This is a genomic window from Solibacillus sp. FSL W7-1464, assembly GCF_038004425.1.
Lineage (GTDB): Bacteria > Bacillota > Bacilli > Bacillales_A > Planococcaceae > Solibacillus.
In genome coordinates this window covers 2,900,822-2,923,422 of the sequence record NZ_JBBORC010000001.1, presented here as the reverse complement: position 1 = coordinate 2,923,422, position 22,601 = coordinate 2,900,822, and the positions used below count along the sequence as shown (strand labels likewise).

General features: G+C 39.0%; 24 protein-coding genes and 1 pseudogene. 16 read left to right on the top strand and 9 right to left on the bottom strand.

Annotated features, from left to right (window positions below; genetic code table 11):
• Positions 1–5: 5 nt before the first annotated feature.
• Positions 6–245 carry a YuzB family protein gene (locus MKZ25_RS14570; RefSeq protein ID WP_340802132.1) on the bottom strand — a complete coding sequence of 80 codons (240 nt, stop codon included), beginning with the start codon at positions 243–245 and terminating at the stop codon, positions 6–8.
• A gap of 278 nt (positions 246–523) precedes the next feature.
• On the opposite strand from MKZ25_RS14570, the gene MKZ25_RS14565 reads away from it, so the two are divergent.
• Positions 524–1,591: an NAD(P)/FAD-dependent oxidoreductase gene (locus tag MKZ25_RS14565; RefSeq protein ID WP_340802131.1), complete on the top strand. Its 1,068-nt coding sequence runs from the start codon at positions 524–526 to the stop codon at positions 1,589–1,591.
• Between the two features lie 95 nt (positions 1,592–1,686).
• On the opposite strand, the gene MKZ25_RS14560 is transcribed toward MKZ25_RS14565, so the two are convergent.
• Complete coding sequence (locus MKZ25_RS14560; protein WP_008409039.1) at positions 1,687–2,019, bottom strand: YuzD family protein; 333 nt, start codon at positions 2,017–2,019, stop codon at positions 1,687–1,689.
• 28 nt (positions 2,020–2,047) lie between these two features.
• Here MKZ25_RS14560 and MKZ25_RS14555 point away from each other — a divergent pair.
• Positions 2,048–2,340, top strand: a pseudogene (locus MKZ25_RS14555) (NifU family protein).
• Positions 2,341–2,392: 52 nt separating this feature from the next.
• Here MKZ25_RS14555 and MKZ25_RS14550 read toward each other — a convergent pair.
• Positions 2,393–3,085: a DUF2225 domain-containing protein gene (locus MKZ25_RS14550; protein WP_340802129.1), complete on the bottom strand. Its 693-nt coding sequence runs from the start codon at positions 3,083–3,085 to the stop codon at positions 2,393–2,395.
• A gap of 211 nt (positions 3,086–3,296) precedes the next feature.
• Here MKZ25_RS14550 and MKZ25_RS14545 point away from each other — a divergent pair, with 211 nt between their 5' ends.
• From MKZ25_RS14545 to MKZ25_RS14520, 6 genes are all read left to right on the top strand, one after another.
• Positions 3,297–3,671: a HesB/IscA family protein gene (locus MKZ25_RS14545; RefSeq protein ID WP_340802128.1), complete on the top strand. Its 375-nt coding sequence runs from the start codon at positions 3,297–3,299 to the stop codon at positions 3,669–3,671.
• Between the two features lie 320 nt (positions 3,672–3,991).
• Positions 3,992–5,743, top strand: coding sequence for a methyl-accepting chemotaxis protein (locus MKZ25_RS14540; protein ID WP_340802127.1), 1,752 nt, complete (start codon positions 3,992–3,994; stop codon positions 5,741–5,743).
• A 253-nt stretch (positions 5,744–5,996) separates the two neighbouring features.
• Complete coding sequence (locus tag MKZ25_RS14535) at positions 5,997–7,208, top strand: EAL-associated domain-containing protein (RefSeq protein ID WP_340802125.1); 1,212 nt, start codon at positions 5,997–5,999, stop codon at positions 7,206–7,208.
• A 149-nt stretch (positions 7,209–7,357) separates the two neighbouring features.
• The gene (locus MKZ25_RS14530; protein WP_340802124.1) at positions 7,358–8,569 is read left to right on the top strand and encodes an NAD(P)/FAD-dependent oxidoreductase; all 1,212 of its coding nucleotides are present in this window, start codon (positions 7,358–7,360) and stop codon (positions 8,567–8,569) included.
• Positions 8,570–8,713: 144 nt separating this feature from the next.
• A complete protein-coding gene (locus MKZ25_RS14525) occupies positions 8,714–9,211 on the top strand; it encodes an NUDIX hydrolase (protein WP_340802123.1) in 498 nt (165 codons plus the stop codon).
• 123 nt (positions 9,212–9,334) lie between these two features.
• A complete protein-coding gene (locus tag MKZ25_RS14520) occupies positions 9,335–9,661 on the top strand; it encodes a YuiB family protein (protein WP_340802122.1) in 327 nt (108 codons plus the stop codon).
• Positions 9,662–9,737: 76 nt separating this feature from the next.
• Here the strand turns inward: MKZ25_RS14520 and MKZ25_RS14515 are convergent, their stop codons facing one another.
• Positions 9,738–10,217 carry a divergent PAP2 family protein gene (locus MKZ25_RS14515; RefSeq protein ID WP_340803029.1) on the bottom strand — a complete coding sequence of 160 codons (480 nt, stop codon included), beginning with the start codon at positions 10,215–10,217 and terminating at the stop codon, positions 9,738–9,740.
• A gap of 157 nt (positions 10,218–10,374) precedes the next feature.
• On the opposite strand from MKZ25_RS14515, the gene MKZ25_RS14510 reads away from it, so the two are divergent.
• The 3 genes from MKZ25_RS14510 to MKZ25_RS14500 all read left to right on the top strand — a co-directional run bounded on the left by MKZ25_RS14510 (position 10,375) and on the right by MKZ25_RS14500 (position 12,862).
• Positions 10,375–11,874 (top strand): leucyl aminopeptidase, encoded by a 1,500-nt coding sequence (locus MKZ25_RS14510; RefSeq protein ID WP_340802121.1) that lies wholly within the window; start codon positions 10,375–10,377, stop codon positions 11,872–11,874.
• Positions 11,875–11,993: 119 nt separating this feature from the next.
• A complete protein-coding gene (locus MKZ25_RS14505) occupies positions 11,994–12,200 on the top strand; it encodes a hypothetical protein (RefSeq protein ID WP_340802120.1) in 207 nt (68 codons plus the stop codon).
• Positions 12,201–12,301: 101 nt separating this feature from the next.
• A complete protein-coding gene (locus tag MKZ25_RS14500) occupies positions 12,302–12,862 on the top strand; it encodes a YufK family protein (protein WP_340802119.1) in 561 nt (186 codons plus the stop codon).
• Positions 12,863–12,926: 64 nt separating this feature from the next.
• Here MKZ25_RS14500 and MKZ25_RS14495 read toward each other — a convergent pair whose 3' ends face one another.
• Positions 12,927–14,777: a transglycosylase domain-containing protein gene (locus MKZ25_RS14495; protein ID WP_340802118.1), complete on the bottom strand. Its 1,851-nt coding sequence runs from the start codon at positions 14,775–14,777 to the stop codon at positions 12,927–12,929.
• Positions 14,778–14,899: 122 nt separating this feature from the next.
• Positions 14,900–16,108, bottom strand: a complete 1,209-nt coding sequence (locus tag MKZ25_RS14490) for an MFS transporter (protein WP_340803028.1) — start codon at positions 16,106–16,108, stop codon at positions 14,900–14,902.
• Positions 16,109–16,315: 207 nt separating this feature from the next.
• On the opposite strand from MKZ25_RS14490, the gene MKZ25_RS14485 reads away from it, so the two are divergent.
• Positions 16,316–16,903 carry a peptidylprolyl isomerase gene (locus MKZ25_RS14485; protein WP_079524164.1) on the top strand — a complete coding sequence of 196 codons (588 nt, stop codon included), beginning with the start codon at positions 16,316–16,318 and terminating at the stop codon, positions 16,901–16,903.
• A 22-nt stretch (positions 16,904–16,925) separates the two neighbouring features.
• Complete coding sequence (locus tag MKZ25_RS14480; RefSeq protein ID WP_340802117.1) at positions 16,926–17,159, top strand: hypothetical protein; 234 nt, start codon at positions 16,926–16,928, stop codon at positions 17,157–17,159.
• Positions 17,160–17,239: 80 nt separating this feature from the next.
• Here MKZ25_RS14480 and MKZ25_RS14475 read toward each other — a convergent pair whose 3' ends face one another.
• Positions 17,240–18,415 (bottom strand): MalY/PatB family protein, encoded by a 1,176-nt coding sequence (locus tag MKZ25_RS14475; RefSeq protein ID WP_340802116.1) that lies wholly within the window; start codon positions 18,413–18,415, stop codon positions 17,240–17,242.
• Positions 18,416–18,493: 78 nt separating this feature from the next.
• On the opposite strand from MKZ25_RS14475, the gene MKZ25_RS14470 reads away from it, so the two are divergent.
• A complete protein-coding gene (locus tag MKZ25_RS14470) occupies positions 18,494–18,754 on the top strand; it encodes a DUF1871 family protein (protein WP_340803027.1) in 261 nt (86 codons plus the stop codon).
• A gap of 37 nt (positions 18,755–18,791) precedes the next feature.
• On the opposite strand, the gene MKZ25_RS14465 is transcribed toward MKZ25_RS14470, so the two are convergent.
• Positions 18,792–18,998 (bottom strand): helix-turn-helix domain-containing protein, encoded by a 207-nt coding sequence (locus tag MKZ25_RS14465; protein ID WP_340802115.1) that lies wholly within the window; start codon positions 18,996–18,998, stop codon positions 18,792–18,794.
• Positions 18,999–19,115: 117 nt separating this feature from the next.
• The gene (locus MKZ25_RS14460) at positions 19,116–20,444 is read right to left on the bottom strand and encodes a sodium-dependent transporter (protein ID WP_340802114.1); all 1,329 of its coding nucleotides are present in this window, start codon (positions 20,442–20,444) and stop codon (positions 19,116–19,118) included.
• Positions 20,445–20,690: 246 nt separating this feature from the next.
• On the opposite strand from MKZ25_RS14460, the gene yugI reads away from it, so the two are divergent.
• Together yugI and MKZ25_RS14450 are read left to right on the top strand one after the other, a co-directional pair.
• Positions 20,691–21,065 (top strand): S1 domain-containing post-transcriptional regulator GSP13, encoded by a 375-nt coding sequence (gene yugI / locus MKZ25_RS14455; RefSeq protein WP_340802113.1) that lies wholly within the window; start codon positions 20,691–20,693, stop codon positions 21,063–21,065.
• A gap of 230 nt (positions 21,066–21,295) precedes the next feature.
• Positions 21,296–22,540 (top strand): Glu/Leu/Phe/Val family dehydrogenase, encoded by a 1,245-nt coding sequence (locus MKZ25_RS14450; RefSeq protein ID WP_340802112.1) that lies wholly within the window; start codon positions 21,296–21,298, stop codon positions 22,538–22,540.
• The last annotated feature ends 61 nt before the right edge of the window (positions 22,541–22,601 follow it).

Here is a 22,601-nt window from a genome sequence, read left to right as displayed (position 1 = left end):
GACGTTTACCACATCGGATTTTCTTCTATATATTTATAAATGCGCTTCGTAAGCTCTTCTGGAGTATCTGCCTCAACGATATCCCCGTTAACAACGGCATAAAAGTTTTCGGCACATTTCGTGCAGTAGCTTAAGCAGCCATATTCCAATACATCAATATCAGGATCCTGCTCCAGTTGTTCATATGCTTGTTGCGCACCATTTGCTAAGTTGCTGATGCAAAATTCGACTAATGGATTTAACATGTTGTCACCTCACTATTAGCAATCCTACTTTTTTTTGCTGCGAACGTCAATTTCTCCGATTTAATATCTTTCAATACATGTTTGAATCTGCTGTAATTGCCTCAAAATAAATAAAAAATAGGATAAAACAAACTTATGTGAATAAATTCACAAAATATCATTTAATATATTGTGAAACTTATCACAAACAGTTATAATACTTATGGAAACTTTGTGAACACAATTATGATGCGTTAATGCTTCGTAATTGATTACTTACAGATATGAGGGAATATGCTATGCAAAAGTTAGTATTATTAGGTGGCGGCTACGGAAATATGCGAATCTTACTTCGTCTATTACCAAGTTTACCGGCAGATGTAGAGATTACATTGGTAGATCGTACACCATTCCATAGTTTGAAAACAGAATTTTATGCACTTGCTGCAGGTACTTCAACAGATAAGGAAGTCCGTGTTGCATTTCCGGTACATGAGCGCTTGAAATGCGTGTACGGAGAAGTAGTACGCATCGACCGTGAAGATAAAAAAATTTACTTGGGTGACGGCGAGGAGCTTTCGTATGATCAGCTTGTTATTGGTCTGGGCTGTATCGATAAATATCACGGAGTGCCGGGTGCCGATGAATTCACATATAGTATTCAAACAATCGCCAAATCACGTAAAACTTTCGAAAAAGTATGCGGATTGGCTCCAGGTTCGACAGTTGCCATTATTGGTGCAGGTCTTTCAGGAATCGAGCTTGCAAGTGAACTGCGTGAAAGCCGTTCAGATTTAAAAATTAAATTATTTGACCGCTCACACCGTATTTTACGCGATTTCCCGGAAAAGCTAAGTGAGTATATTAAGTCTTGGTTTATTAAACACAACGTGGATGTAATTGCGGAATCGAATATTACACGTGTGGAAGAAGGCCGTTTATACAACCATGATGAAGTAATTGAGGCTGACGTAATCGTATGGACAGCTGGTGTACAGCCTGTGAAAATCGTTCGTGAACTGGATGTTGAAAAAGATAAATTCAATCGTCCGATCATTACGGATCATTATCATGTAGTTGGAGATGAAAATGTATTTGTAGTAGGAGACTGTGCTTCTTCACATTTACCTCCAACAGCACAACTGGCTGAAGAACAGGGTGAACGTATCGTTAAAGTATTAAAAATGCGCTGGAAAGGCGAGCCGCTACCAGAAAAGCTTTCAGAAATCAAAATGAAAGGCTTTATGGGCTCCCTTGGTAAAAAGCAAGGCTTCGTTCATCTGGCTGATACAACGGTAACAGGACGCATTGCACGCCTTATGAAGTCGGGTCTGCTTTGGTACTATAAAAAGCAAAACGAAAACTAAAATTAAATTTCCCTGCAAAGGAAATCAGTTTGACCTTAAACAAAAAAATTCAATTTCCTCAAGGAGAAAATTGAATTTTTTGTTTATGTTATAATTTACTCTTCAGTTGGTACAAAGCCCGCCGATTCGAGCGCTGTAAATACAGGCTTAATCTGCACATAGCCTTCGCCAACCACTTCATCATTGACAAGAACCAAAGGGTAGAAAAATTCATCTTCTTGAATACGGTTTGCGTAATCTTGATCACGTTCATTATCAATTACACCTTCAATATCGATATAGCGGATAGTAAACGGCTGTTCCGGATATTTTCGTGAAATTGCAGCTTGGAGCCATTCGTATGTATCTTTGGAAGATGGTGCATTTACACAGCTGGCACAGATGATGTCAGCGCCGAATACTTCTATAACTGGATGAGATTGTGACATAGGAATTCCAACCTTTCGTTATTCAATAATGGATTTTTTTGCTCCTTCACATTATAATGATTTTAATGAAGGGAGTCGAGCAAAATGACAGAAACAGAACAATATGCACAAGTACAAGAAGTTTTAGATAAATTACGTCCGTTTTTATTACGTGACGGCGGAGACTGTGAATTGGTAGATATTGAAGAAGGTATCGTTAAATTGCGTTTATTAGGCGCATGCGGTAGCTGCCCAAGTTCTACAATCACACTAAAAGCAGGTATCGAACGTGCACTTTTAGAAGAAGTGCCAGGTATCGTCGAAGTGGAACAAGTTTTCTAATTCAAATTGAAAGAGCTGCCAAGAAAGTTATCGCTTACTTGGCAGCTCTCTTTTATTGGGCGATTTTACCGCGCTCTTCACGAACTAATTCCCATTGTTCTTTTGCCATATTAACAAGTTTGGCTTCACCGCCTACACGCTGACTTTCAATTACACGTGAAAAGAAGCGTGTTGCATTTTCATAATCCCCGATGCGACGGGACAGTTCAGCAATCATGTATACAATTCGTATACTGGACATTGTTGTATCTGCATAGTCTTCCGTTGAATAGCTTTCCATATAATGATCACGGGCCAATTTTAAAAAGCGCTGTTCCTGTCCGTCATTCTTTAGGGATCGATATAACCATGCCAAGCGCAATGCCAAGCCGGAAGTGATAACGAATTTTTCTTTTTTAATTGTTGCGCAGAACAAGGCAAGTTTATATGTTTGAATCGCCTCAAAAACAGAACGCTCTTTACTGAAACTGTGCGGTACCCAATGGCTGCAAATTTTTTCATTGATTTGTTCTTTTACACCTGGAGCAAAATATTTACTGAAATCTTCAGTAAACGAAAACCCGCAATGCTGACAGACAAATACATTATAATGTAATGCATGCACATGATTGTCAGTATAGACAGGTTGGAAGTCGGATTCTGTATGTTCAATTTTTATGGATTTGGTACGAACTTTAAGTGTAGAAAAATTTTTCTTGCAATGAATACAGCTCACTGTCTTTTCGTAAAATGGGGAAATTTCCATAAAGGTTCATACCTTTCGTTTGTTTATGTTTCTTCATTATAGCAAGGAAACCTAAAGAAATGTGAGTAATTTACTGAATTTGTGTGAAATTTTTAGGTATTTTATCCTTGTATGTTTTTACTGAATGCAGGAATATAATCAGGGAGAGCAGTTTTGTTGTCAGATAGGTTTTACAATTGTTATGATAAATAAAAGAAAGAAGGTGACTGGAATGGCAAGTGAAAAACAAGTAATCATTTTAACAGAAGCGGCCTCATTTCAAGTCAAAGAAATGATGGTTCATAACGAAGAAGAAAATGCGAGTCTGCGTGTAGCCGTAAAAGGTGGGGGCTGCAGTGGTCTTTCATACGGTATGGCATTTGAGCAAACAATAAATGAAGATGACTTCGTTGATAACCAACACGGGATTCAAATTATCGTATCAAAAGAAGACGCGGGTATTTTACAAGACACGAAAATTGATTTTAAACAATCATTAATGGGCGGCGGTTTTACAATCGACAACCCGAACGCACTTGCATCATGCGGATGCGGCACAAGCTTTAAAGCGGCAGCACGACCAGCAGTAGAGCAACCATGTGAATAATGGAATGTGAATAGAGTCTCTTTGAGTTGTTATGTTAGTAAACATGACAATTCATGGAGACTTTTTTTGTGCCTAAAATAGAAAATAAACAACTGAGAGAGTATATTATGTAAAAATATGTTGGTTTAAGTAAAAAATTGGGTTAAAATAACATTCGGGAAGTAAAACTAGTACTTTTATCTATATTTTATAGTTACAGAAAAGTAATTTATACTCCTTTTTGTCACAAGTAATAGTCAATTAATTCTATAACTAGGGAGGTTAATTAGTTGCAGTAACCAATAAAAGTTTAAATATATAAATACAAGGGGTGTATATAATTGAAAAAACAATCTAAATTCTTTTCTATTAAATCCAAGTTAATCGGAATTTCTATTTTACTATTGATTGTTCCGATGATAGTAATTGGTGTGACAAGTTACCAGAAAAGCTCTACTAGCTTAGAGCAGATAGGTAAAACAAATTTGCAAAACAGTGTTGAATTTACACTTGCAACAATTGATGCTTATAATTCGGAAGTTGAAAAGGGAAATATTTCACTTGAAAGTGCACAAGAGAAAGTGAAGGAGCTTATTTTAGGCGAAAAGAATGGGGATGGGATTCGACCTATAAATTCTTCAATTGATCTTGGGAAAAATGGCTATATGATTGTGTATAGTCAAGATGGAACTCGTATTGCACATCCATCTAAAGAGGGTGCTAGTGCATGGGAAGATGAGGATGAAAATGGCGTGAAATTCGCTCAAGAAATGATTGAAACAGCGAATAACGGCGGTGGGTTTACTTTATATAATTCAGCATTACCAAATAATAAAGAACAGATTGAAGAGAAAGTTTCCTATTCAAAAGTGGATCCAAGCTGGGATTGGGTAGTAACTGCGAGTACCTATATGATGGATTTTAATCAACCTGCTACAGAGCTGTTGAATATTATTCTTGCTGTTATGGGTATTTCAATTCTTTTAGGGGTAATCATCATTTGGTTCTATGCAAATCTTATTACTAAACCGATCGTTAAAGTAACGGAACAGATGGGACATCTAGCAAATGGTGATTTAACGAAAGAACTGCTGCTAGTTGAATCAAAAGATGAAATAAGCAGATTGGCGGATGCCATCAATTTATTACATAAAAATCTTAAAAATTCGATGAAAAAGGTTTCCGAAACTTCAGAGTCATTAACTAGTCAAAGTGAAGAACTATCACAATCTGCCGATGAAGTGAGAATGGGATCGGAACAAGTGGCATCTACTATGCAACAATTAGCTGCCGGTTCAGAAACACAGGCTAATCATGCAAGTGAATTAGCATCGGTAATGAATACTTTTGTCGAAAGAGTCACTGATGCAAATGAGAATGGGTTACGGATAGAGCAGAATTCAAAAGTCGTATTAAATATGACCAATGACGGATCGGAATTAATGAAAAAATCCATTCAACAGATGGAAAAAATCCATTCCATTGTAAATGAGTCCGTTAAAAAGGTTGCAGGATTAGACAAGCAATCACAGGAAATATCAAACCTAGTTACCGTCATTAAGGATGTAGCCGATCAGACAAATCTTCTTGCTTTAAATGCGGCAATTGAAGCTGCAAGGGCTGGAGAACACGGGAAAGGATTTGCTATAGTTGCTGATGAGGTAAGAAAGCTGGCTGAGCAAGTATCTAATTCTGTAACAGATATTACGGGTATCGTAGACAATATTCAAAAGGAAACTTTTTTTGTGTCTGACTCACTAAAACTGGGGTATAAAGAAGTCGAGCAAGGAAAAACACAAATTGAGTCAACAGGTGAAACTTTCGAAGGAATCAGTAATGCTGTAAAAGAAATGGTAAATAGTATTACAACGATCGGCCAAAACTTATCCGAGATTTCAGGTAGTACACAAGTAATGAACAGTTCTGTTGAAGAAGTTGCATCGGTATCTGAAGAATCGGCGGCTGGCATTGAACAAACTGCAGCATCTGTTCAACAAACAAGCAGTATTATGGAGGAAGTAGCCGGAAGTTCGAAACAACTTGCCAATTTAGCAGAAGAACTCAATAAATTAGTAAGAGAGTTTAAACTTTAATTATTTTTCGTCAGTACGCGCTGCAGTAGAGCAACCATGTGAAAAAAATGTAACCATTCTCGAAACCTTTAGCAGGGAACTTCCGCTAAAGGTTTTTTTGGGGGCATTTTACCTTTTCATTTGCAGAATAAATCATTATAATTTCAAAACTTATATTACCTATAAAATAACTATGTTTTATTGGATGGTTTTGTATTATTATAAGGTTTGAATTATTATAGATTTATTACCATACTGCTAGGGGGCTTTTTAAATGAGTGTTTTAGAATTACTGGATAAGTTAGATCAAATCGAAATTTTATATGAGCCAATCTATAGTGCAGATGGACATCGCATTGTGGCTTATGAAGCGATAGGCCAAGTGGAAAGTGAAAATGAAAAAGAACCGATCAATATCGAGCAATTTACATATGAAAAAGACGTACCAGCAGATATTAGAGCAGAAATTGAACAGATTTTTGTGCGTAGATCGTTGCAAAATGTCGCACATTTAATTGATGATGTCGGTTTGTATATTCCATGCAACCCCGAACTGCTTTTGCTGGATTTTGGGGAAAGTTATTTTACGATGCTGAAAGAAACAGTCGCTGAATCGAACCTCCGAAATATTACCCTTGTCATGACGGAACATCTTTACGAAGGGGAGATGAGTCAGCTGCAACATTTAATTCGCTATATTAAAACATATGGCATAAAAATAGCATTGGCAGATGTCGGCTCACAAACACAGCTTGAAAATATTTTACTGCTTGAACCGGCCATTCTTAAAATTAATGTGAGCCAGTTGAACTACAATTTATGGGGTGCGCAAAACCATGCATTTTCAACAATCCGTACACTTGCTGTTAAGATGGGGACGCAATTATTAGTCGAAAATATTGAAACGGTATATCAATTACAGCACGGCTGGAAAAACGGTACACGATATTTCAAAGGGCCATATTTGCAACTGCCGCATAAAGAGCTTCAAGTACGCGATTCTTTAAAAGAACGTTTCCGCCAAGATTGTGAACAGTTTATTGCGACTGAAAAGAAACTGCTACTGCAAAAGTATGAGGAAATGAAACGTCTAGAACGGATGATTTGTTCAACAGTCGAACAGGTCAATCCATCCACTTCAAGGATTGATAAACTGATACAGCTGGCAAACGCTTTGGAAAAATGCGCATTTCGTATTTATATTTGTGACAGCAATGGATTCCAAACATCCCCGAATATCCGCTGGAACGATGGGGAATGGGAAAAGCAGGAAGCTATCATCGGCAAAAACTGGAGCTGGCGACCGTACTTCCTGTTGAACATTATTAAAATGACAAAAGACAATAAAGGCGAATTGTCTTCCGTATACAGTGATATTGAAACAGGCGAGTTGACACGTACGTATTCAATGGCTATTTCAAATGAAGAGTTCTTGTTTATTGACATTAAATACGATTATTTATATGAACATAATATTGTAAATTGACAGATCGAATAATATACATTTGTTTGAAATCATACCGGAAAAACGCTACTATTATGTTAGTATTTCAGCAAAAAAGCGTTTACTGGCGTTCTATAAAAATGCAAAGAGATTTATAGTGCCGGTTCATTAAAATGAAGGGGTTTGATTGAATGAAGAGACCGACTATTTTAGTATTAGGCGCAGGGTATGGGGGATTAACAACAATTGTAAATCTTCAAAAATTAATCAATGCAAATGAAGCAGAAATTATTTTAGTGAACAAAAACGACTATCATTATGAAACAACTTGGCTTCATGAAGTAGGGGCAGGTACGATTTCTCCGGATAAAGCACGTTATCCGATTTCAAAAGTTATTAATCACAATGTAACGTTCGTCATTGCGAATGTAGAAAATATTGATGTCAATACAAAGAAAGTAGAAACATCAGCTGGTGAGTTTTCGTATGATTATTTAGTGATCGGCTTAGGCTTCGAAGGGGAAACATTCGGTATTCCTGGCCTGAAGGAACATGCATTATCATTGACGAATATCAATACCGCACGCCAAGTCCGTGAGCATATTGAATATCAGTTTGCTTCTTGGACATTGGATGAAGTGAAGGACGACAGTAAACTTACAATTGTTGTAGGTGGTGCCGGCTTTACAGGCATAGAATTTTTAGGGGAGCTGGGTAACCGGATTCCTGAGCTTTGCAGAGAATTTGATATTCCTCAGGAAAAAGTACGTCTTCTTTGTGTAGAAGCAGCACCGACTGTATTGCCTGGATTTGATCCGGAGTTAGTCGAGTATGCGCAGGAGCAATTGCGTAAAAAAGGTGTGGAATTTTCTATCGGCACACCGATTGTGGAAGCAACGGCTGAAGGTGTGAACATTAAATTAAATGAAGAAAACACGGAATTCATTAAAGCCGGTACAGTTGTATGGGCTGCGGGAGTACGCGGAAATGCTTTAATCGAGTCTTCCGGTATTGAATCGAACCGCGCACGAATTGCAGTTCGGGAAGATATGCGCGCACCAGGCTTTGATGATGTATTTGTAGTGGGAGACTGTGCATTTTTACTGAATGAGGAAGCAGGCAGACCATACCCGCCGACAGCTCAAATCGCAATGCAGCAAGGTGAGATTATTGCAAAAAATATAAAGCATCTAATGTATGATGAGCCGACAGAAATATTTGCTTACGATGATAAGGGAGCTGTTTGTTCATTAGGTCAAGAAGATGCTATTGGAACAGCATTTGGCCGTAAATTTACAGGGAAGCCAGCATCGGCATTAAAGAAAGTCGTAGATGACCGCGCATTATATTTAGTCGGCGGTGTCGGCTTAACGTTGAAAAAAGGGAAATTCAAATTTATATAAACGAACTTCAAACTTGCAAACGAGTGTGTATCGCATCCTTTGCAAGTTTTTTTACACCGTATTAACTGGAATCAACATGTAAGCAGGGTCTAAACAGTGGAGAGTGAAGTGCAACTTTATCAAAGCAAAGGGGGATTGTTATTTATGAAAAAGGATCGTGGAAAAGTATGGCTTGGAGTCGCCGCAATTGTTGAAAATTCTGCAGGAGAGTGGCTGCTCGTAAAAAAAACATATGGGGGACTAAAAGGTGCCTGGTCTTTACCGGCAGGGTTTGTCCAGCCGGCTGAAACCGTTACGACAGCTGTGATGCGTGAAATATTGGAGGAGACGGGAATTGATTGCGAAGTAAAGGGACTTGTCGGCTTTCGTTCCGGTGTAATACTGAATGATATTAGTGACAATATGGCGATTTTTTATTGTAAGCCTGTCGATAATGATCAGCCTTTTACTTTGCAGGAAAGAGAAATCGGGGAAGCGTGCTGGATGGCACCGAGTGAAATTATTCATCATGAACTCTCATCGGTCATGCTCAGAGAAATGGCAAACCAGCATGCAGCACAGCATATTCATCCGATTATCGAAGGTGTAAACCCTGGGGACGTATTCGGTTATAGCGAATATCATCTGTTTTTCAAAAAATAAAAACATTTACTTTATGAAGGAATTTTGACAATATTAGTATTCTATACATTATTTTGGATGTTGAATTGAAAGGACCCGTTATATCATGTAAAATTATGATAGATTAATGGGGGTATACATAACATGAATGATGTTTCGTTAGTACAAGTAATCATTTCCGTCGTATTATTTTTTGTCATGTTTTTCGGTATCGGCTTTTTATTGAATATGTTATTGCGGATGACATGGTTAATGGCTATCGTCTATCCGGTTGTCGTAATTTTTATTATTGATGAAGTAAGCTTTTTGGATTATTTCTTTAAGGCGGGGACAGCATTTCCAGCTTTAATCGATAAAGTTCAAGCATTAAAGATTGTAGATATTGTTGTCTTATCCGGTGGTTTTGGCGGGGCAATCGTATCGGGCTTTGTTATGATTGCGCTGCGAAAAGCAGGATATCGCATGTTCTAGTTTCCTTCATCGGAACTCCCGAAAAAATAAAAGGATTATGTTAAAAGCCGGTTTAGCCTTTAGCATAATCCTTTTTTTATAACATTTGAATGGTGTACCATAATGCCGCAAAAACAATTCCTGCCAATCCCCCGATGAATACTTCACTTTTTTTATGACCTAATAATGTTTTCAAATCCTCTATTTTTTCTTGTTCATTCATTTCCGGCCAACGTTTAATTTCATCAAAAAACAAACGGAGATCGTGGCGAATTTCGTTTAAAACGGCCGCATGTTGTCCAGCCTGAAAGCGGACATGGCTCGCATCGTACATGACGATTCCTGCCAGCATCGCTGCAACAGCAAAAGTCGGTGAATCAAATCCGGTCTCGATACCGACCGCCGTCGCAACACTTGTTACAGCTGCAGAATGGGAACTTGGCATTCCGCCGGTAGATGTCAGTAAGCTCCAATCCACTTTTTTCGTTACGATAAAATGAATCGGTACTTTTAAAATCTGCGCAAAAACAATCGCAAAAACCCCAAGCCAAAGCGGCGTATTTTGTAGAAGTTCGATAATTACACCTACTTTCTCCTCATTGCTATAATTATATCATTTTCCCTATATTCGTTTGAATTTAAACTTGCAGAAAAATAAAAATTATTGGATGTTTCGTTACCCGAATTAAAAAAAGTTGTATATAATGAAACTATACATTAGGAGGTTTTTAACTATGAATATTGAATCAACAGCAAAAACGTTTGAAACACAAACTTCTGAAACATTGATTATCGGAGTACAAAAACATCGTGAACAAATGAAAAACTGGTCAGCGTTCAGCGGATTTTACGGAGATATCATTGACGCATGGCTTCATGCAGGTGAAATTTCATCAGACACAAAAAAAATTACGAAATTACCGTATTCAGGCAGCCACTCTTCACTTAAACGTATTTACTTTGTCGGTCTCGGCGAACGCAAAAATATAACAGCGAACGAATTACGTGAAGTATTTGCAGCAGTCGGGAAAGAACTGAAGGCATCAAAAGTAAGTGATGCGGCAGTTTGGATAGAATCGTTTACAACAGATCAGCTGGAAGAAGCGGAAGTTGCGTATTTAGCTGGTGAAGGTTTGAATTTAGGCTATTATTCAGTACAAAATTATAAAACGTCTTCAAATGAGCCGAAAACATATTTTGATCAAATTCAATTTGTTACGGAAGCGAATATGGAAGATGTGATCGGTAACTTTGAAGTAGGTAAAATTTATGCGGATGCGGTAAATGAAGCGCGTACACTGATCAACTTACCTCCTAATTTACTGACAGCAAGTGATTTGGCAGATTATGCAACAGAGCTTGCCAATATTTATGGTTTAGAGGTTGAGATTTTAAACAAAGCACAAATGGAAGAACTCGGTATGGGCGGTATTTTATCTGTCAATAAAGGTTCTGTAGAAGAGCCGCGTTTAATCACATTGAAATATAAAGGGAAACCGGAATGGGAAGATGTAATCGGCTTTGTCGGAAAAGGGGTAACATACGATACAGGCGGCTACTCATTAAAACCGCGTGAAGGCATGGTCGGCATGAAAGGCGATATGGGCGGTGCGGCAGCAGTTCTAGGTGCAATGCGCATTATCGGTGAAACACGTCCGAAACAAAATGTCGTTGCGGTCATCGGTTCTACAGACAATATGGTATCAGGAGATGCATTTAAGCCGGATGATGTTATTACGATGTACAACGGCAAAACGGTTGAAGTATTAAATACAGATGCGGAAGGCCGTTTAGTATTGGCGGATGCTATGACATATGCGAAACAGCAAGGTGCGAACTATTTAATCGATGTAGCAACATTAACGGGCGGAGTAATCGTTGCACTGGGCAAAGATAAAACAGGTGCTTTAACAAATAACGAAGAATTTTTCGAAGAGTTTATGGGGGCGGCACTTGAAACAGGTGAGTTCGTATGGCGTTTACCATTAACAGAAAGCGATAAAAAGCGTATCCGTAAATCGGATGTTGCGGATTTGAACAACTCGCCGGGACGTGACGGCCATATGATTTTCGGTGGTGGCTTCGTTGGAGAGTTTGCAGAAGGAACTCCTTGGGTTCACCTTGATATTGCAGGGACTTCTGATGCGGATGCACCGCATGCACTAGGACCAAAAGGCGGCACAGGTGCGATGGTGCGTACTTTGGCAACACTGGTAGAATTGCGCGATAACTAATTATCATACAGGATGCTTTGCAAGGAAAAACTTGCAAGGCATCTTTTTCATTTTTAGGCGGGTGACTAGTGGCTCTCATAATTATGAATACACTATTCATAAGGGAGGAGGACATGAACATGGTTAATCGCAATCGTTACTATAATCCAGGTTTTGGATTCGGATATCCATTTGGAGTTCCATTTTTAGGGAGCTTTTTAGGAGGTTTTTTAGGAGGTTCATTGAACAATAATCGATACGGGCCATATCCGCCGTATTATCAACCGTATCCGCCTAATTACTACTACCCGCCTTATTATCAGCGCTATCCGAGACGTTACTGGTAAGAATGCGGTAAGTAGTGAAGGAGAAGGAGAGGCTTGCTCGTCCCCTCATAGTTAGCTATGATGAGGAAAAGACAAATTACGAGTTTTGAGGGAACAAAATTATGAAAAATCCATATTTATATGGCTACTTACCATTCATTACAATTATTTTATTCAGTTTTTCATTCAGTATGTTGGCAATATCAGAATCGCTGCAATTACTTCATGCAATCGGTGTCTATAATGGAATGCGTGAATTTTTATCGGATCTGGAGTTGCGTTTCGTTTTGCTGATTGTTTTTGTGCTACTATTTTTCATGATTTTTTCAGCATTGAAGCTGATCGGAGAAACGATTCATGAGCTTGGGATGCTGTTCTTCTCAAAAGATAAAGAAGGGCAAACGATCCATGCTGCACGTGGTGGATATGTGGTCTTCTTTTTTGGAGCATTTGCTTCGGTAATCGGGAGTCAATCCTTACCGATTCTAGTCGGCATTTTTGTGTTTACGGTTTTTTGTTATTTTATTTACAATGTTTATAAAAAGAGTCAGTCTATGTCCATACCAGGTTTGATCGGATTAATCTTTTATGAAGTAATTACCTGGTTTCTTTTATTGGCTATAGTCGTCTATGCCGTTATTAAGCTGTACAACGGTATTCTTGCGAGCTTGCCGTTCGCATAGTATACAAAAAGCTTGTTAGGATTTTAGCGGGGGAGGTGCGCTATTTAAAACTAACAAGCTTTTTTTATTCTGTTATGGCATTGAATATAGAAAAGTGAATTTTTGCACGCTCAATCGCTTCCATTGAACGGGGCTGATCATACCCGATCCATACAGCTGCCGTATAATCATCCGTCAATCCGGCAACCCAATAATCTTTAAATTCGTTCGTCGTACCGGTTTTGGCTCCGATATAGCCGGATGAGCTATAAAGTCCTTTCCCCGTACCGCTCGCGACCGTTTCATTTAAAAGGCTGCGCATCGTTTTCGTTGTCGAAGCAGACCATATTTCTTCCCGTTTATGAGGCTTGCTAAAAATCGTTTCTCCCGATAAATCCGTTACTTTTCGAATGCTATGGACAGGGGTATAATAGCCGTCGATAAAGCTGGAGTATGCATCGGCCATTTCCAGTGAAGTTACACCATAGGTTAACCCGCCCAATGCTGCGGCAAAAGTGCGGTCTTTTTCAATAATCGATTCAAAACTGAACCGGTTAATATAACGAAATGCTGTTTCAACCCCTATGGCATTAAACAATCGTAAAGCACTTGTATTAACACTGTTTTTGAATGCTGATTCCACTGTAATATTGTTGTACCAGATCCGTCCATAGTTGTCCGGGCAGAAATTCCCGACACAGTACGGACCGCCATTTACGATCGAATAAGGCGTTGCCGATGTTTCTTCAAAGTAAGGGGCAAACACACTGATCGGCTTAAATGCAGAGCCCGGCTGTCTTGGTGATTGAAATGCACGGTGCAGATCATGCTTTCTATAATCTTTCCCGCCAAAAATACTGATCACTTCGCGAGTTTCATTATCAATAATCGTGGCACTTGCCTGTAAATCGCCTTTCGGTAAAATACGGTTAATGGCCGCTTCATCCTGTCGCTGTTTCTCAGGTTGTAGCGCAGTATATACATGAACACCCTGACGTAAAATAGCATCCGTTTTTTTCTGCAGCTCTAACTGCAGAAATTCCTTTTCCATTTTATCTTCTGTATTGTCAATTTTTTCACGGTAGCCTGTTTGTTCGGCAATGAGCCATTTCAATTCCTGTAAAACGAATGTACTGTAGCTCGGATACTGCTGTGCCTTTTGTTTAATGCTTAATTGAATCGATTCGTTTTTATACGTTTTTGCTTCATCTGCTGTAATAACCCCATGCTCTGTCAGTTTATCGATCAACCGTCCCTGTCTGCTCTTTGTATTTTCGAAGTGCTTGACCGGATCATATAATGAAGGATTGTTCGGAATAGCCGCGATAAAAGCGATTTCGGGAATGGAAAGTTTTGATAATGGCCGATTGAAATAATAAGTTGCTGCAGCTCCGATTCCATATACTTGATTGCTGAAATACATTTCATTTAAATACATCTCGAAAATTTCGTCTTTTGAATAGGATTTCTCGATTTCGTAAGCGTAAAAAAGCTCCATCAATTTCCGCTCGTATGTTTTGTCCGTTGTTAAATAACGCATACGGACAAGCTGTTGTGTAATGGTGGAGCCGCCCTGCTGGATGGACTGCTCAGATTTATTCGCGAGGAGCGCGCGGGCGATTGCACTCACATCAAAACCGATATGTTCATAAAAACTTTCATCTTCACTGTATATAAATAGCTGTTTTGCAATTTCAGGGACTTCATCCAGCGTAAGTGGCTGTGACCACTCCGTATATTCTTCACTGAAAATTTTGTTGTTTGCATCGTATAAAGTAATGGGCGATGTGGAAGTTACTTCAGGGAGCACAATCGATTGCTTGATTAATTGTTCATATTGCTCCGCTTTCGCCATTTCTTTCCAAACTTCATTTCCAATCAGAAGAAGTAAAGGAATGCTGGATAAAATGACAATGTAGCCGAAAAGTTGTTTCATGGATAATTGGCCCCCAAATAGGATATTCATTAAAACTGCCCAAACAAAAAACAACAAAATGAAAACGTATTAACCGTAATCATCCGTTGTTTTTTAAAGGATACCATATATACATTGAACATTTAAGCATGTTTTTTCAACATCTCGTCCATATACTGAGTCGGAAGCTTTTTCAAAAAGCTCATAATGACAAAACCGATTAAAAATAATAGGCCGGTCGTATAAAATACGGAATGGATCCCGCCAAAGCTTGCTACGACCCCGCCTAATACCGGCCCGATAATATTGCCAAGGAAACGGAAACTCTGGTTGTATCCCATAATTTCTCCTTGCACTTCTATCGGTGCTTCACGGCGAATAAGTGCGGACGTAATCGGAATGAGACCGCCGGAGATAATACCGAATAAGAATCGCAGTATAATCAACTGCCATAACTCAGTAACGAATGCCTGTGGAATGATGAAAACGACAGCAAGGATTAACAAGTACGATAAAATTCGTTCATATCCGTAATGGTCGGCCAATTTCCCCCAAAATCTAGCAAAACATATATTACCAAGCCCGGCAGCACTAAAGGTAACGCCGGCGAGCATGGCGACTTCCTGAGAAGGGGTAAGTTCGGATACGTAAAGGGACAGCAATGGCTGAATACTAAAGTTCCCGATCTGAATGAGTGAAGTGACGAACATTACATTTAAGATGAGTCGGTGGTGGAAAATGGCCCAAATGACATTTTTCCTTGAATAAATGGCATTTTTAACTTTACGGATAATGGCCGGTTCATGAATGCCGAAAATAATAATAATCGCCGCAATTGTAATTGTGACTGCTGTAATGAGAAAAGTGTACTTAAACCCGAAAGTATCGGCCATTAATCCGCCTAATACTGGACCGAATAATGTCCCTCCAACACTGCCCATCTGCAATGTCCCGAGCGTTTTCCCGGCTACTTCTTTTGGAGTGTGCTTACTAATGAACGCAATGGAAGTAGGGATAAAACCGGTTACAACACCCATCGCAAGCCTGAGTACAAAGAACTGCTCGACATTTTGAACATAGCCCATTAAAAAGATACTTAACCCAACGCCGAAGCAATTGATGATCATGATCGGCTTGTACCCGTATTTGTCGGCAATCCGCCCCCAGATCGGAGACATTAAAAATGCTGTAATAAAGGTTGCAGCAAAGATAATTCCTGCCCATGTTTGCACATAGTCATCCGAAAAATCACCGAGTGTATCGATATATAAAGACAGGAACGGCATAATCATCGTAACAGAAGCCGCAACAATGAAGTTCGATATTAAAATGATGATGAAATTATGTCTCATATTTTTTTTCAAAATATCACATTCTTCCTTTTTATTTAATATTTAGTGTTTAGTATAACTTATTTCGTAATACGAAGGAAGTTCCTCACAAGTTATTGGCTTAAAATATTAGAGTTATGGTAAACTTGGACTTGGTATTAAAAGGGGAAGTTTGGTTTCTATACCTATACCCATCCATTCCACAATTTATTTAAAGGAGAGACAAAAATGTTTCCACAATTATCGAAAGAACTAAATCCAGGCGAAGTAATGGTAGAAATGAACACAACTATGGGTTCAATCAAAATTAAATTATTCCCGGAGCACGCACCAAAAACAGTTGAAAACTTTTTAGGTCATGCAAAATCAGGTTACTATAACGGTATTATTTTCCACCGTGTAATTCCGAACTTCATGGTTCAAGGTGGCGACCCAACTGGTACTGGTATGGGCGGCGAGTCTATTTGGGGCGGTACATTCGAAGATGAGTGTGTTCCTGAACTAATGAACATCCGCGGCGCACTATCAATGGCCAATGCAGGTCCTGGTACGAACGGATCTCAATTCTTCATCGTTCAAGCACCTCAAGTTGAAGTATCTATGCTAAAACAAATGGAAGTGCGCGGCTGGTCAAAAGAGGAAGTTGAGTTTTACAAACAAAACGGCGGTACACCATGGTTGGACGGCAAGCATACAGTATTTGGCCAAGTTGTTGAAGGTATGGATGTTGTTGACAATATTGTTAAAGTTGACCGAAATATGCATGATAAGCCTAAAGAAGATGTTAAGATTGAGTCAATCACAGTAATTGACTAATTTTTAAAGGACGTGTGGGCAAGTGAACCAATTTTTAATGAATTTCTCTGGTGGCTTTTTATATTTCCCGGAAGACAAGTCATTGTATCTTCCCGCGGCAATTGAATTCGCCATTTTACTGATTATTGTTTTTTTTACATTCCGGTTCGTCCGCCGCATCGCTGCTCGTCAGGCAGCACAGGCTAAAATTTTAGAAGAACGCGCATTAAAAGAACGTGATGCGCGAATTGCTAAAGAAAATGCTAAGGAAGAATAACAAAAACAATAATCAAGATGATGTAATAGAAGAAGGGGCAGCCCGGAAATTGATAATTCCGGGCTGCCCCTTTTGATTTACTATTCGAATGTCGCCATCGTTCGTTTAATACGTTCAACCCCGTCCTGCAACAATCCAAATGGACAAGCAACATTGATGCGTAAGAAGCCTTTTCCTGCATCCCCGTATTTTGTTCCTGGATCCAACGCAACTTGCCCTACAGATAGAAGGCGTGCCATCAGTTCCTTTTCTTCAATCCCTGTTTTGCGGTAGTCAATCCACATTAAATACGTGGCATCGGGAATCTCCACTACAAGTCCTTCAATAGCGTTCAATTCCTTCACTACGTACTCCATATTGTTCTTCAAATAACCAAGAAGCTCGTCCAACCACGGTGCTCCTTCTGTATAGACAGCTTTTACAGCAGTCGAAGCAAATGTATTTAAACCTAAATTCCCGTGAGCCTGTGTATTTTTTTCGATGGCTGTATATAGTTTTCGGTCCGGTGCAACAATCATTGCGGCATGAATACCGGCGATATTGAAAGTTTTAGTTGGTGCAATACATGTGATGATTTTTGCCTCGTTAGCATTGGATAATGTTAAGACAGGTGTATACGCTTTTTGAATTGAAATATCGGCATGAATTTCATCGGATAATAGATACACATCATATTGAATACATAGTGCAACTAACTGTTCCAGTTCTTCCGGGCACCATACGATACCGATGGGATTATGCGGATTACATAAAACAAACAGTTTAATACCTGAGCGGAACATCTCTTCAAGTTCCTCAAAATTCATCGTATAATGACCGTTTTGTTCGGTTAATTCACATGTCACGACTTCACGTTTCTGAGCAGCCGGTACATTGGTGAATGGCGGATAAGCCGGTGTGGACATCCCGATCTTATCGCCAGGTTCTGTAAATGTTTCGATAATGGTCGCGATTGCCGGCACAACGCCTGGCTGGAAAATAATCGTATCCGGATCAATCGTCCATTGATGGCGGGTATTATACCAGTGAACAATCGCATTTTTTACATCGTTGTCGGCAAACGTGTAGCCGAAGATAGGATGCTCTAATCGAGTCTTTAACGCTTCTGTTAAAGCGGCAGGTGGAGGAAAGTCCATATCTGCTACCCACATCGGCAGTAATTCTGTTGTATCTTTCAAATTGTAGACGACATTCATCATATCCCATTTTACGGATGCGGAACTGCGACGCTCATGAACTTTATTAAAAATAGACATTTGAACCCTCTTTTCTTATGCTTTCTTTCAGATTATGGTATCATACTAACTATTATAAGAGGTAGTTAGGTGAATCAAATGGATAATATTGAAATGAATCAAAAGTGTGTACAGTTATTGGAGCAGTGGGATCCTTTTAGATACGGTTCCGAAAGCTATGCTACTGAAACGGCAGATGTTGTCGCAGCGCTTCAAAATATTGACGATCCAACAACATTGGCGAAAGTCATTCAAAGAGTTTATGAATACTCTTTTGAACAATGGATTCCTTTCGAGCAATGTGTTGCCATCGCATATAAGTTAATTGCCGTAAAATTCGAAGCGAAGTGTATTATTTAAAAATGCAGGCGACCTGTAAATTGAGGTCGCCCGCATTTTAATGTAATCCGTCGATTAAGTTAGAAACCGGTACTTCCAAAACAGTCGATAAAATTAAAATGGTTTGGGTTGAAGGAATTTGCTCACCGTTTTCGTAGGCTGTCAGTTTTTCCATACTTACTTGTGTTCGTAATGAAAGCTCTTCAATTGATAAATTCTTTTCCGAGCGTAAAGTTTTTAACTGTTCCTGAAACTGCAATTTCATTTCCCGTCTCCTCCCCCGTATATGTTTACTATCATATGAACAACAACGTATATAGTCCTCTTAATTGTAAAAATAAAAAAACTTGTCCGAATTTTATATCGAACAAGTTTTTCTAGCTTAACTAAAGAAAACTTTGTTAATAAAGATAGCCGCAATTGATAGTGGGGCTACATAGCGTACAATGAACAGCCAGCAATGATAAACAACTGGTGATGCCTGCATTTCTTCACGAGATATTTTCTTTGAATAATAATATCCGGCAAAAATAGAAGTTAAAAAGGCACCGATCGGCATTAAAATCGCGCTCGTTACATAATCGACAAAGTCAAAAATGGAACGTTCGTAAACGGTGATGTCCGATAGAATTCCGAATGATAATGCACTGGGAATACCGATGACAAATATAATTGACGCAAACAACCAGGAAGCTTTTTTACGCTGAGCTGTTTTTTCCCGAATACCTATTGAAACGACCACTTCCAGTAATGCAATCGCTGAAGTAACTGTCGCAAACAGAAGCAGGATGAAAAATACAAGCAACAAAAACCCGCCAAACGGCAATTGTTCAAAAACAGCTGGAATCATAATAAATACTAATCCCGGACCTTCTGTAGGAGAGAAGCCTAATGCGAATACTGCCGGGAATATAACAAGTCCCGCCAATAATGAAATCGCGATATTCATACTCGCTACATTTGCTGCAGAAGTTACAATTTTTTCTTTCTTAGATAAATAAGAGGCGTATGTAATCATTGCCGCAACTCCAATACTAAGAGAGAAGAAGGCTTGACCTAACGCTAACATTAACGTATCGCCGTTCAAGTATGACCAGTCTGGAATGAACATGAACTTAACGCCTTCCATCGCACCTTCCAATGTAATGGAACGGATAAACAGTAAAATGAAAAATAAGAATAAAATCGGCATCATCCACTTACTTGCAGTTTCAATTCCGTTTTTGATTCCGGCTTGAACAATGAATAATGTTAAAAGCATGAAAGCAGCTTGTGCGATCAATACTTCCCAAGGATTCGAAATAATATCTGAAAACAAAGTGCTGAAATCAGCCCCTTGTCCTGTAAGTGAAAAACTAATTGCCCGAAGTATATAGCTTAATATCCAACCACCTACAACACTATAGAAGGATAATATTAACCCACATGCCACAAGGCCAATCCAACCGATCATAAACCAAGGTTTATTTGGAGCCTGCTCTTTAAACGATGTAATCGGATCTTTTTGACCGCGTCGTCCAATCATAAATTCCGCAATCAATATCGGCAAGCCAATTAAAACAGTACATATAACAAACAAAATAATAAATACACTACCGCCATTCGTACCCGCCATATAGGGGAACTTCCAAATCGCGCCAAGACCGATTGCGCTTCCTGCTGCCGCAAGGATGAATCCTATCTTAGATGTAAATTGATCTCTAGATGACAAAACAAAACCTCCTCATATATATGCAAGTACTCATTTTACAGTACAAATCACGTATTTAGCAAAAAGTTTTGTGAATTTATCGGAAGAGTAAATTGAAAGAGAAAAAAATTTCATATTTTTTTAAAAGGACTCTTATTTAATGCATTAAAAACGCTAGATTAAGGCGATTCTTTGTTACAGCCCATCTCATATGTTATAATTTAACATGACATTTACGTATATACGAAAAGAAGGTAGGAACAAAGTATGGCAAAAAAAATTGAAGTGGGTGACGTGCTAACGGGTAAAGTGACAGGAATTCAACCATACGGAGCTTTTGTTGCTTTAGATGAATATACGCAGGGACTTGTGCATATTTCTGAAATCACATACGGTTTTGTGAAGGATGTAAGTGATTTTTTATCCGTCGGGGATGAAATACAAGTTAAAGTTCTGGATGTGGATACAGATCAAAAAAAAATAAGCTTATCGATTCGCGAATTGCAGGAAGTACCGTTTCATCGAAAAAAGGACATGCCGCCTCGGCGTACTTTGCAAGATCGGGTTGATGAAGTGGATGCGGACGGCTTTCAAATTTTAAAAGAAAAATTGAAAGATTGGATCGAACAATCCGGACATTAAGCAGAACATGTTCAATTTATATTCAAGTAAATTGAACATGTTTTTTTATGGATAAAATAGGTCGGTTTTGAGCAAATTTTATGAAAAAAGCGCTTTCTTTGTTTATTATCAACGGAAATATTAAAAGTGTATAAAATGTGGCTAAATATTTAACAAAGTCTGAATAAAGTATGTTACAATGTTGGCGGAAAGACCCAAATACATCAAAATTTAAAGAGGCGAATTATAAAATGGCTGAAAATTTGAACTTATTTACATCAACTCAAGAAGTAATTCATGAGGCATTAAATAAACTAGGCTATGATGAAGCAATGTATGAATTGTTGAAAGAACCGATTCGTATGTTGAGTGTGCGTATACCTGTGAAAATGGATGACGGGACAACAAAAGTATTTACCGGCTATCGTGCACAGCATAATGATGCAGTAGGCCCAACAAAAGGTGGCGTACGCTTCCACCCTATGGTATCGGAAGAGGAAGTGAAAGCGCTTTCGATGTGGATGACGTTAAAATGCGGCATTGTTGATCTTCCATATGGTGGAGGTAAAGGTGGCGTTATCTGTGATCCGCGCGAAATGTCGATGGGCGAAATTGAACGATTAAGTCGCGGCTATGTTCGTGCAATCAGTCAAGTAGTTGGTCCAACAAAAGATATTCCGGCTCCGGACGTATTTACAAATGCTCAGATTATGGCTTGGATGATGGATGAGTACAGTCGTATGGATGAATTTAACTCGCCAGGATTCATTACAGGTAAACCAATCGTACTTGGCGGATCGCAAGGTCGCGACCGTGCAACTGCGGAAGGTGTTACAATTGTCATCGAAGAAGCTGCAAAAAAACGCAACATCGATATTAAAGGTGCACGAGTAGTTATTCAGGGCTTCGGTAACGCAGGTAGTTTCTTAGCGAAGTTCATGAGTGATTTAGGTGCAAAAGTTATTGGTATTTCAGATGCACACGGTGCGTTGCATGATCCGAACGGCTTGGACATCGATTACTTATTAGATCGCCGTGATTCGTTTGGAACGGTTACGACATTGTTTGAAAATACAATTTCAAACAAAGAGCTTCTGGAACTGGATTGCGATATTTTAGTGCCTGCTGCCATTGAAAATCAAATTACAGCGGACAACGCACATCAAATTAAAGCAAACATCGTTGTGGAGGCAGCAAATGGTCCAACAACAGCTGAAGCGACAAAGATTTTAACAGAGCGCGGTATTCTTCTTGTACCGGACGTTTTAGCATCTGCCGGTGGTGTAACAGTGTCTTACTTTGAGTGGGTTCAAAACAATATGGGTTATTATTGGACGGAAGAAGAAGTACGTGAAAAATTATATTCAAAAATGACTGCAGCGTTTGAAAATGTCTACACAACAGCACAAAACCGCAATATTAATATGCGTTTAGCTGCATATATGGTAGGTGTACGCCGCACTGCCGAGGCCTCTCGCTTCCGTGGATGGGTATAATCATTATATTATTAAGTCTCACTCCTATTATGGAGTGGGACTTTTTTGAAAAATAGGGGGA

What these genes read in the sequence shown, in the direction of transcription:
- MKZ25_RS14570 (WP_340802132.1), bottom strand. Translation starts at nt 245, where the DNA reads ATGTTAAATCCATTAGTCGAATTTTGCATCAGCAACTTAGCAAATGGT.
- MKZ25_RS14565 (WP_340802131.1), top strand. Translation starts at nt 524, where the DNA reads ATGCAAAAGTTAGTATTATTAGGTGGCGGCTACGGAAATATGCGAATC.
- MKZ25_RS14560 (WP_008409039.1), bottom strand. Translation starts at nt 2,019, where the DNA reads ATGTCACAATCTCATCCAGTTATAGAAGTATTCGGCGCTGACATCATC.
- MKZ25_RS14550 (WP_340802129.1), bottom strand. Translation starts at nt 3,085, where the DNA reads ATGGAAATTTCCCCATTTTACGAAAAGACAGTGAGCTGTATTCATTGC.
- MKZ25_RS14545 (WP_340802128.1), top strand. Translation starts at nt 3,297, where the DNA reads ATGGCAAGTGAAAAACAAGTAATCATTTTAACAGAAGCGGCCTCATTT.
- MKZ25_RS14535 (WP_340802125.1), top strand. Translation starts at nt 5,997, where the DNA reads ATGAGTGTTTTAGAATTACTGGATAAGTTAGATCAAATCGAAATTTTA.
- MKZ25_RS14530 (WP_340802124.1), top strand. Translation starts at nt 7,358, where the DNA reads ATGAAGAGACCGACTATTTTAGTATTAGGCGCAGGGTATGGGGGATTA.
- MKZ25_RS14525 (WP_340802123.1), top strand. Translation starts at nt 8,714, where the DNA reads ATGAAAAAGGATCGTGGAAAAGTATGGCTTGGAGTCGCCGCAATTGTT.
- MKZ25_RS14520 (WP_340802122.1), top strand. Translation starts at nt 9,335, where the DNA reads ATGAATGATGTTTCGTTAGTACAAGTAATCATTTCCGTCGTATTATTT.
- MKZ25_RS14510 (WP_340802121.1), top strand. Translation starts at nt 10,375, where the DNA reads ATGAATATTGAATCAACAGCAAAAACGTTTGAAACACAAACTTCTGAA.
- MKZ25_RS14505 (WP_340802120.1), top strand. Translation starts at nt 11,994, where the DNA reads ATGGTTAATCGCAATCGTTACTATAATCCAGGTTTTGGATTCGGATAT.
- MKZ25_RS14500 (WP_340802119.1), top strand. Translation starts at nt 12,302, where the DNA reads ATGAAAAATCCATATTTATATGGCTACTTACCATTCATTACAATTATT.
- MKZ25_RS14495 (WP_340802118.1), bottom strand. Translation starts at nt 14,777, where the DNA reads ATGAAACAACTTTTCGGCTACATTGTCATTTTATCCAGCATTCCTTTA.
- MKZ25_RS14490 (WP_340803028.1), bottom strand. Translation starts at nt 16,108, where the DNA reads ATGAGACATAATTTCATCATCATTTTAATATCGAACTTCATTGTTGCG.
- MKZ25_RS14485 (WP_079524164.1), top strand. Translation starts at nt 16,316, where the DNA reads ATGTTTCCACAATTATCGAAAGAACTAAATCCAGGCGAAGTAATGGTA.
- MKZ25_RS14475 (WP_340802116.1), bottom strand. Translation starts at nt 18,415, where the DNA reads ATGTCTATTTTTAATAAAGTTCATGAGCGTCGCAGTTCCGCATCCGTA.
- MKZ25_RS14470 (WP_340803027.1), top strand. Translation starts at nt 18,494, where the DNA reads ATGGATAATATTGAAATGAATCAAAAGTGTGTACAGTTATTGGAGCAG.
- MKZ25_RS14465 (WP_340802115.1), bottom strand. Translation starts at nt 18,998, where the DNA reads ATGAAATTGCAGTTTCAGGAACAGTTAAAAACTTTACGCTCGGAAAAG.
- yugI (WP_340802113.1), top strand. Translation starts at nt 20,691, where the DNA reads ATGGCAAAAAAAATTGAAGTGGGTGACGTGCTAACGGGTAAAGTGACA.
- MKZ25_RS14450 (WP_340802112.1), top strand. Translation starts at nt 21,296, where the DNA reads ATGGCTGAAAATTTGAACTTATTTACATCAACTCAAGAAGTAATTCAT.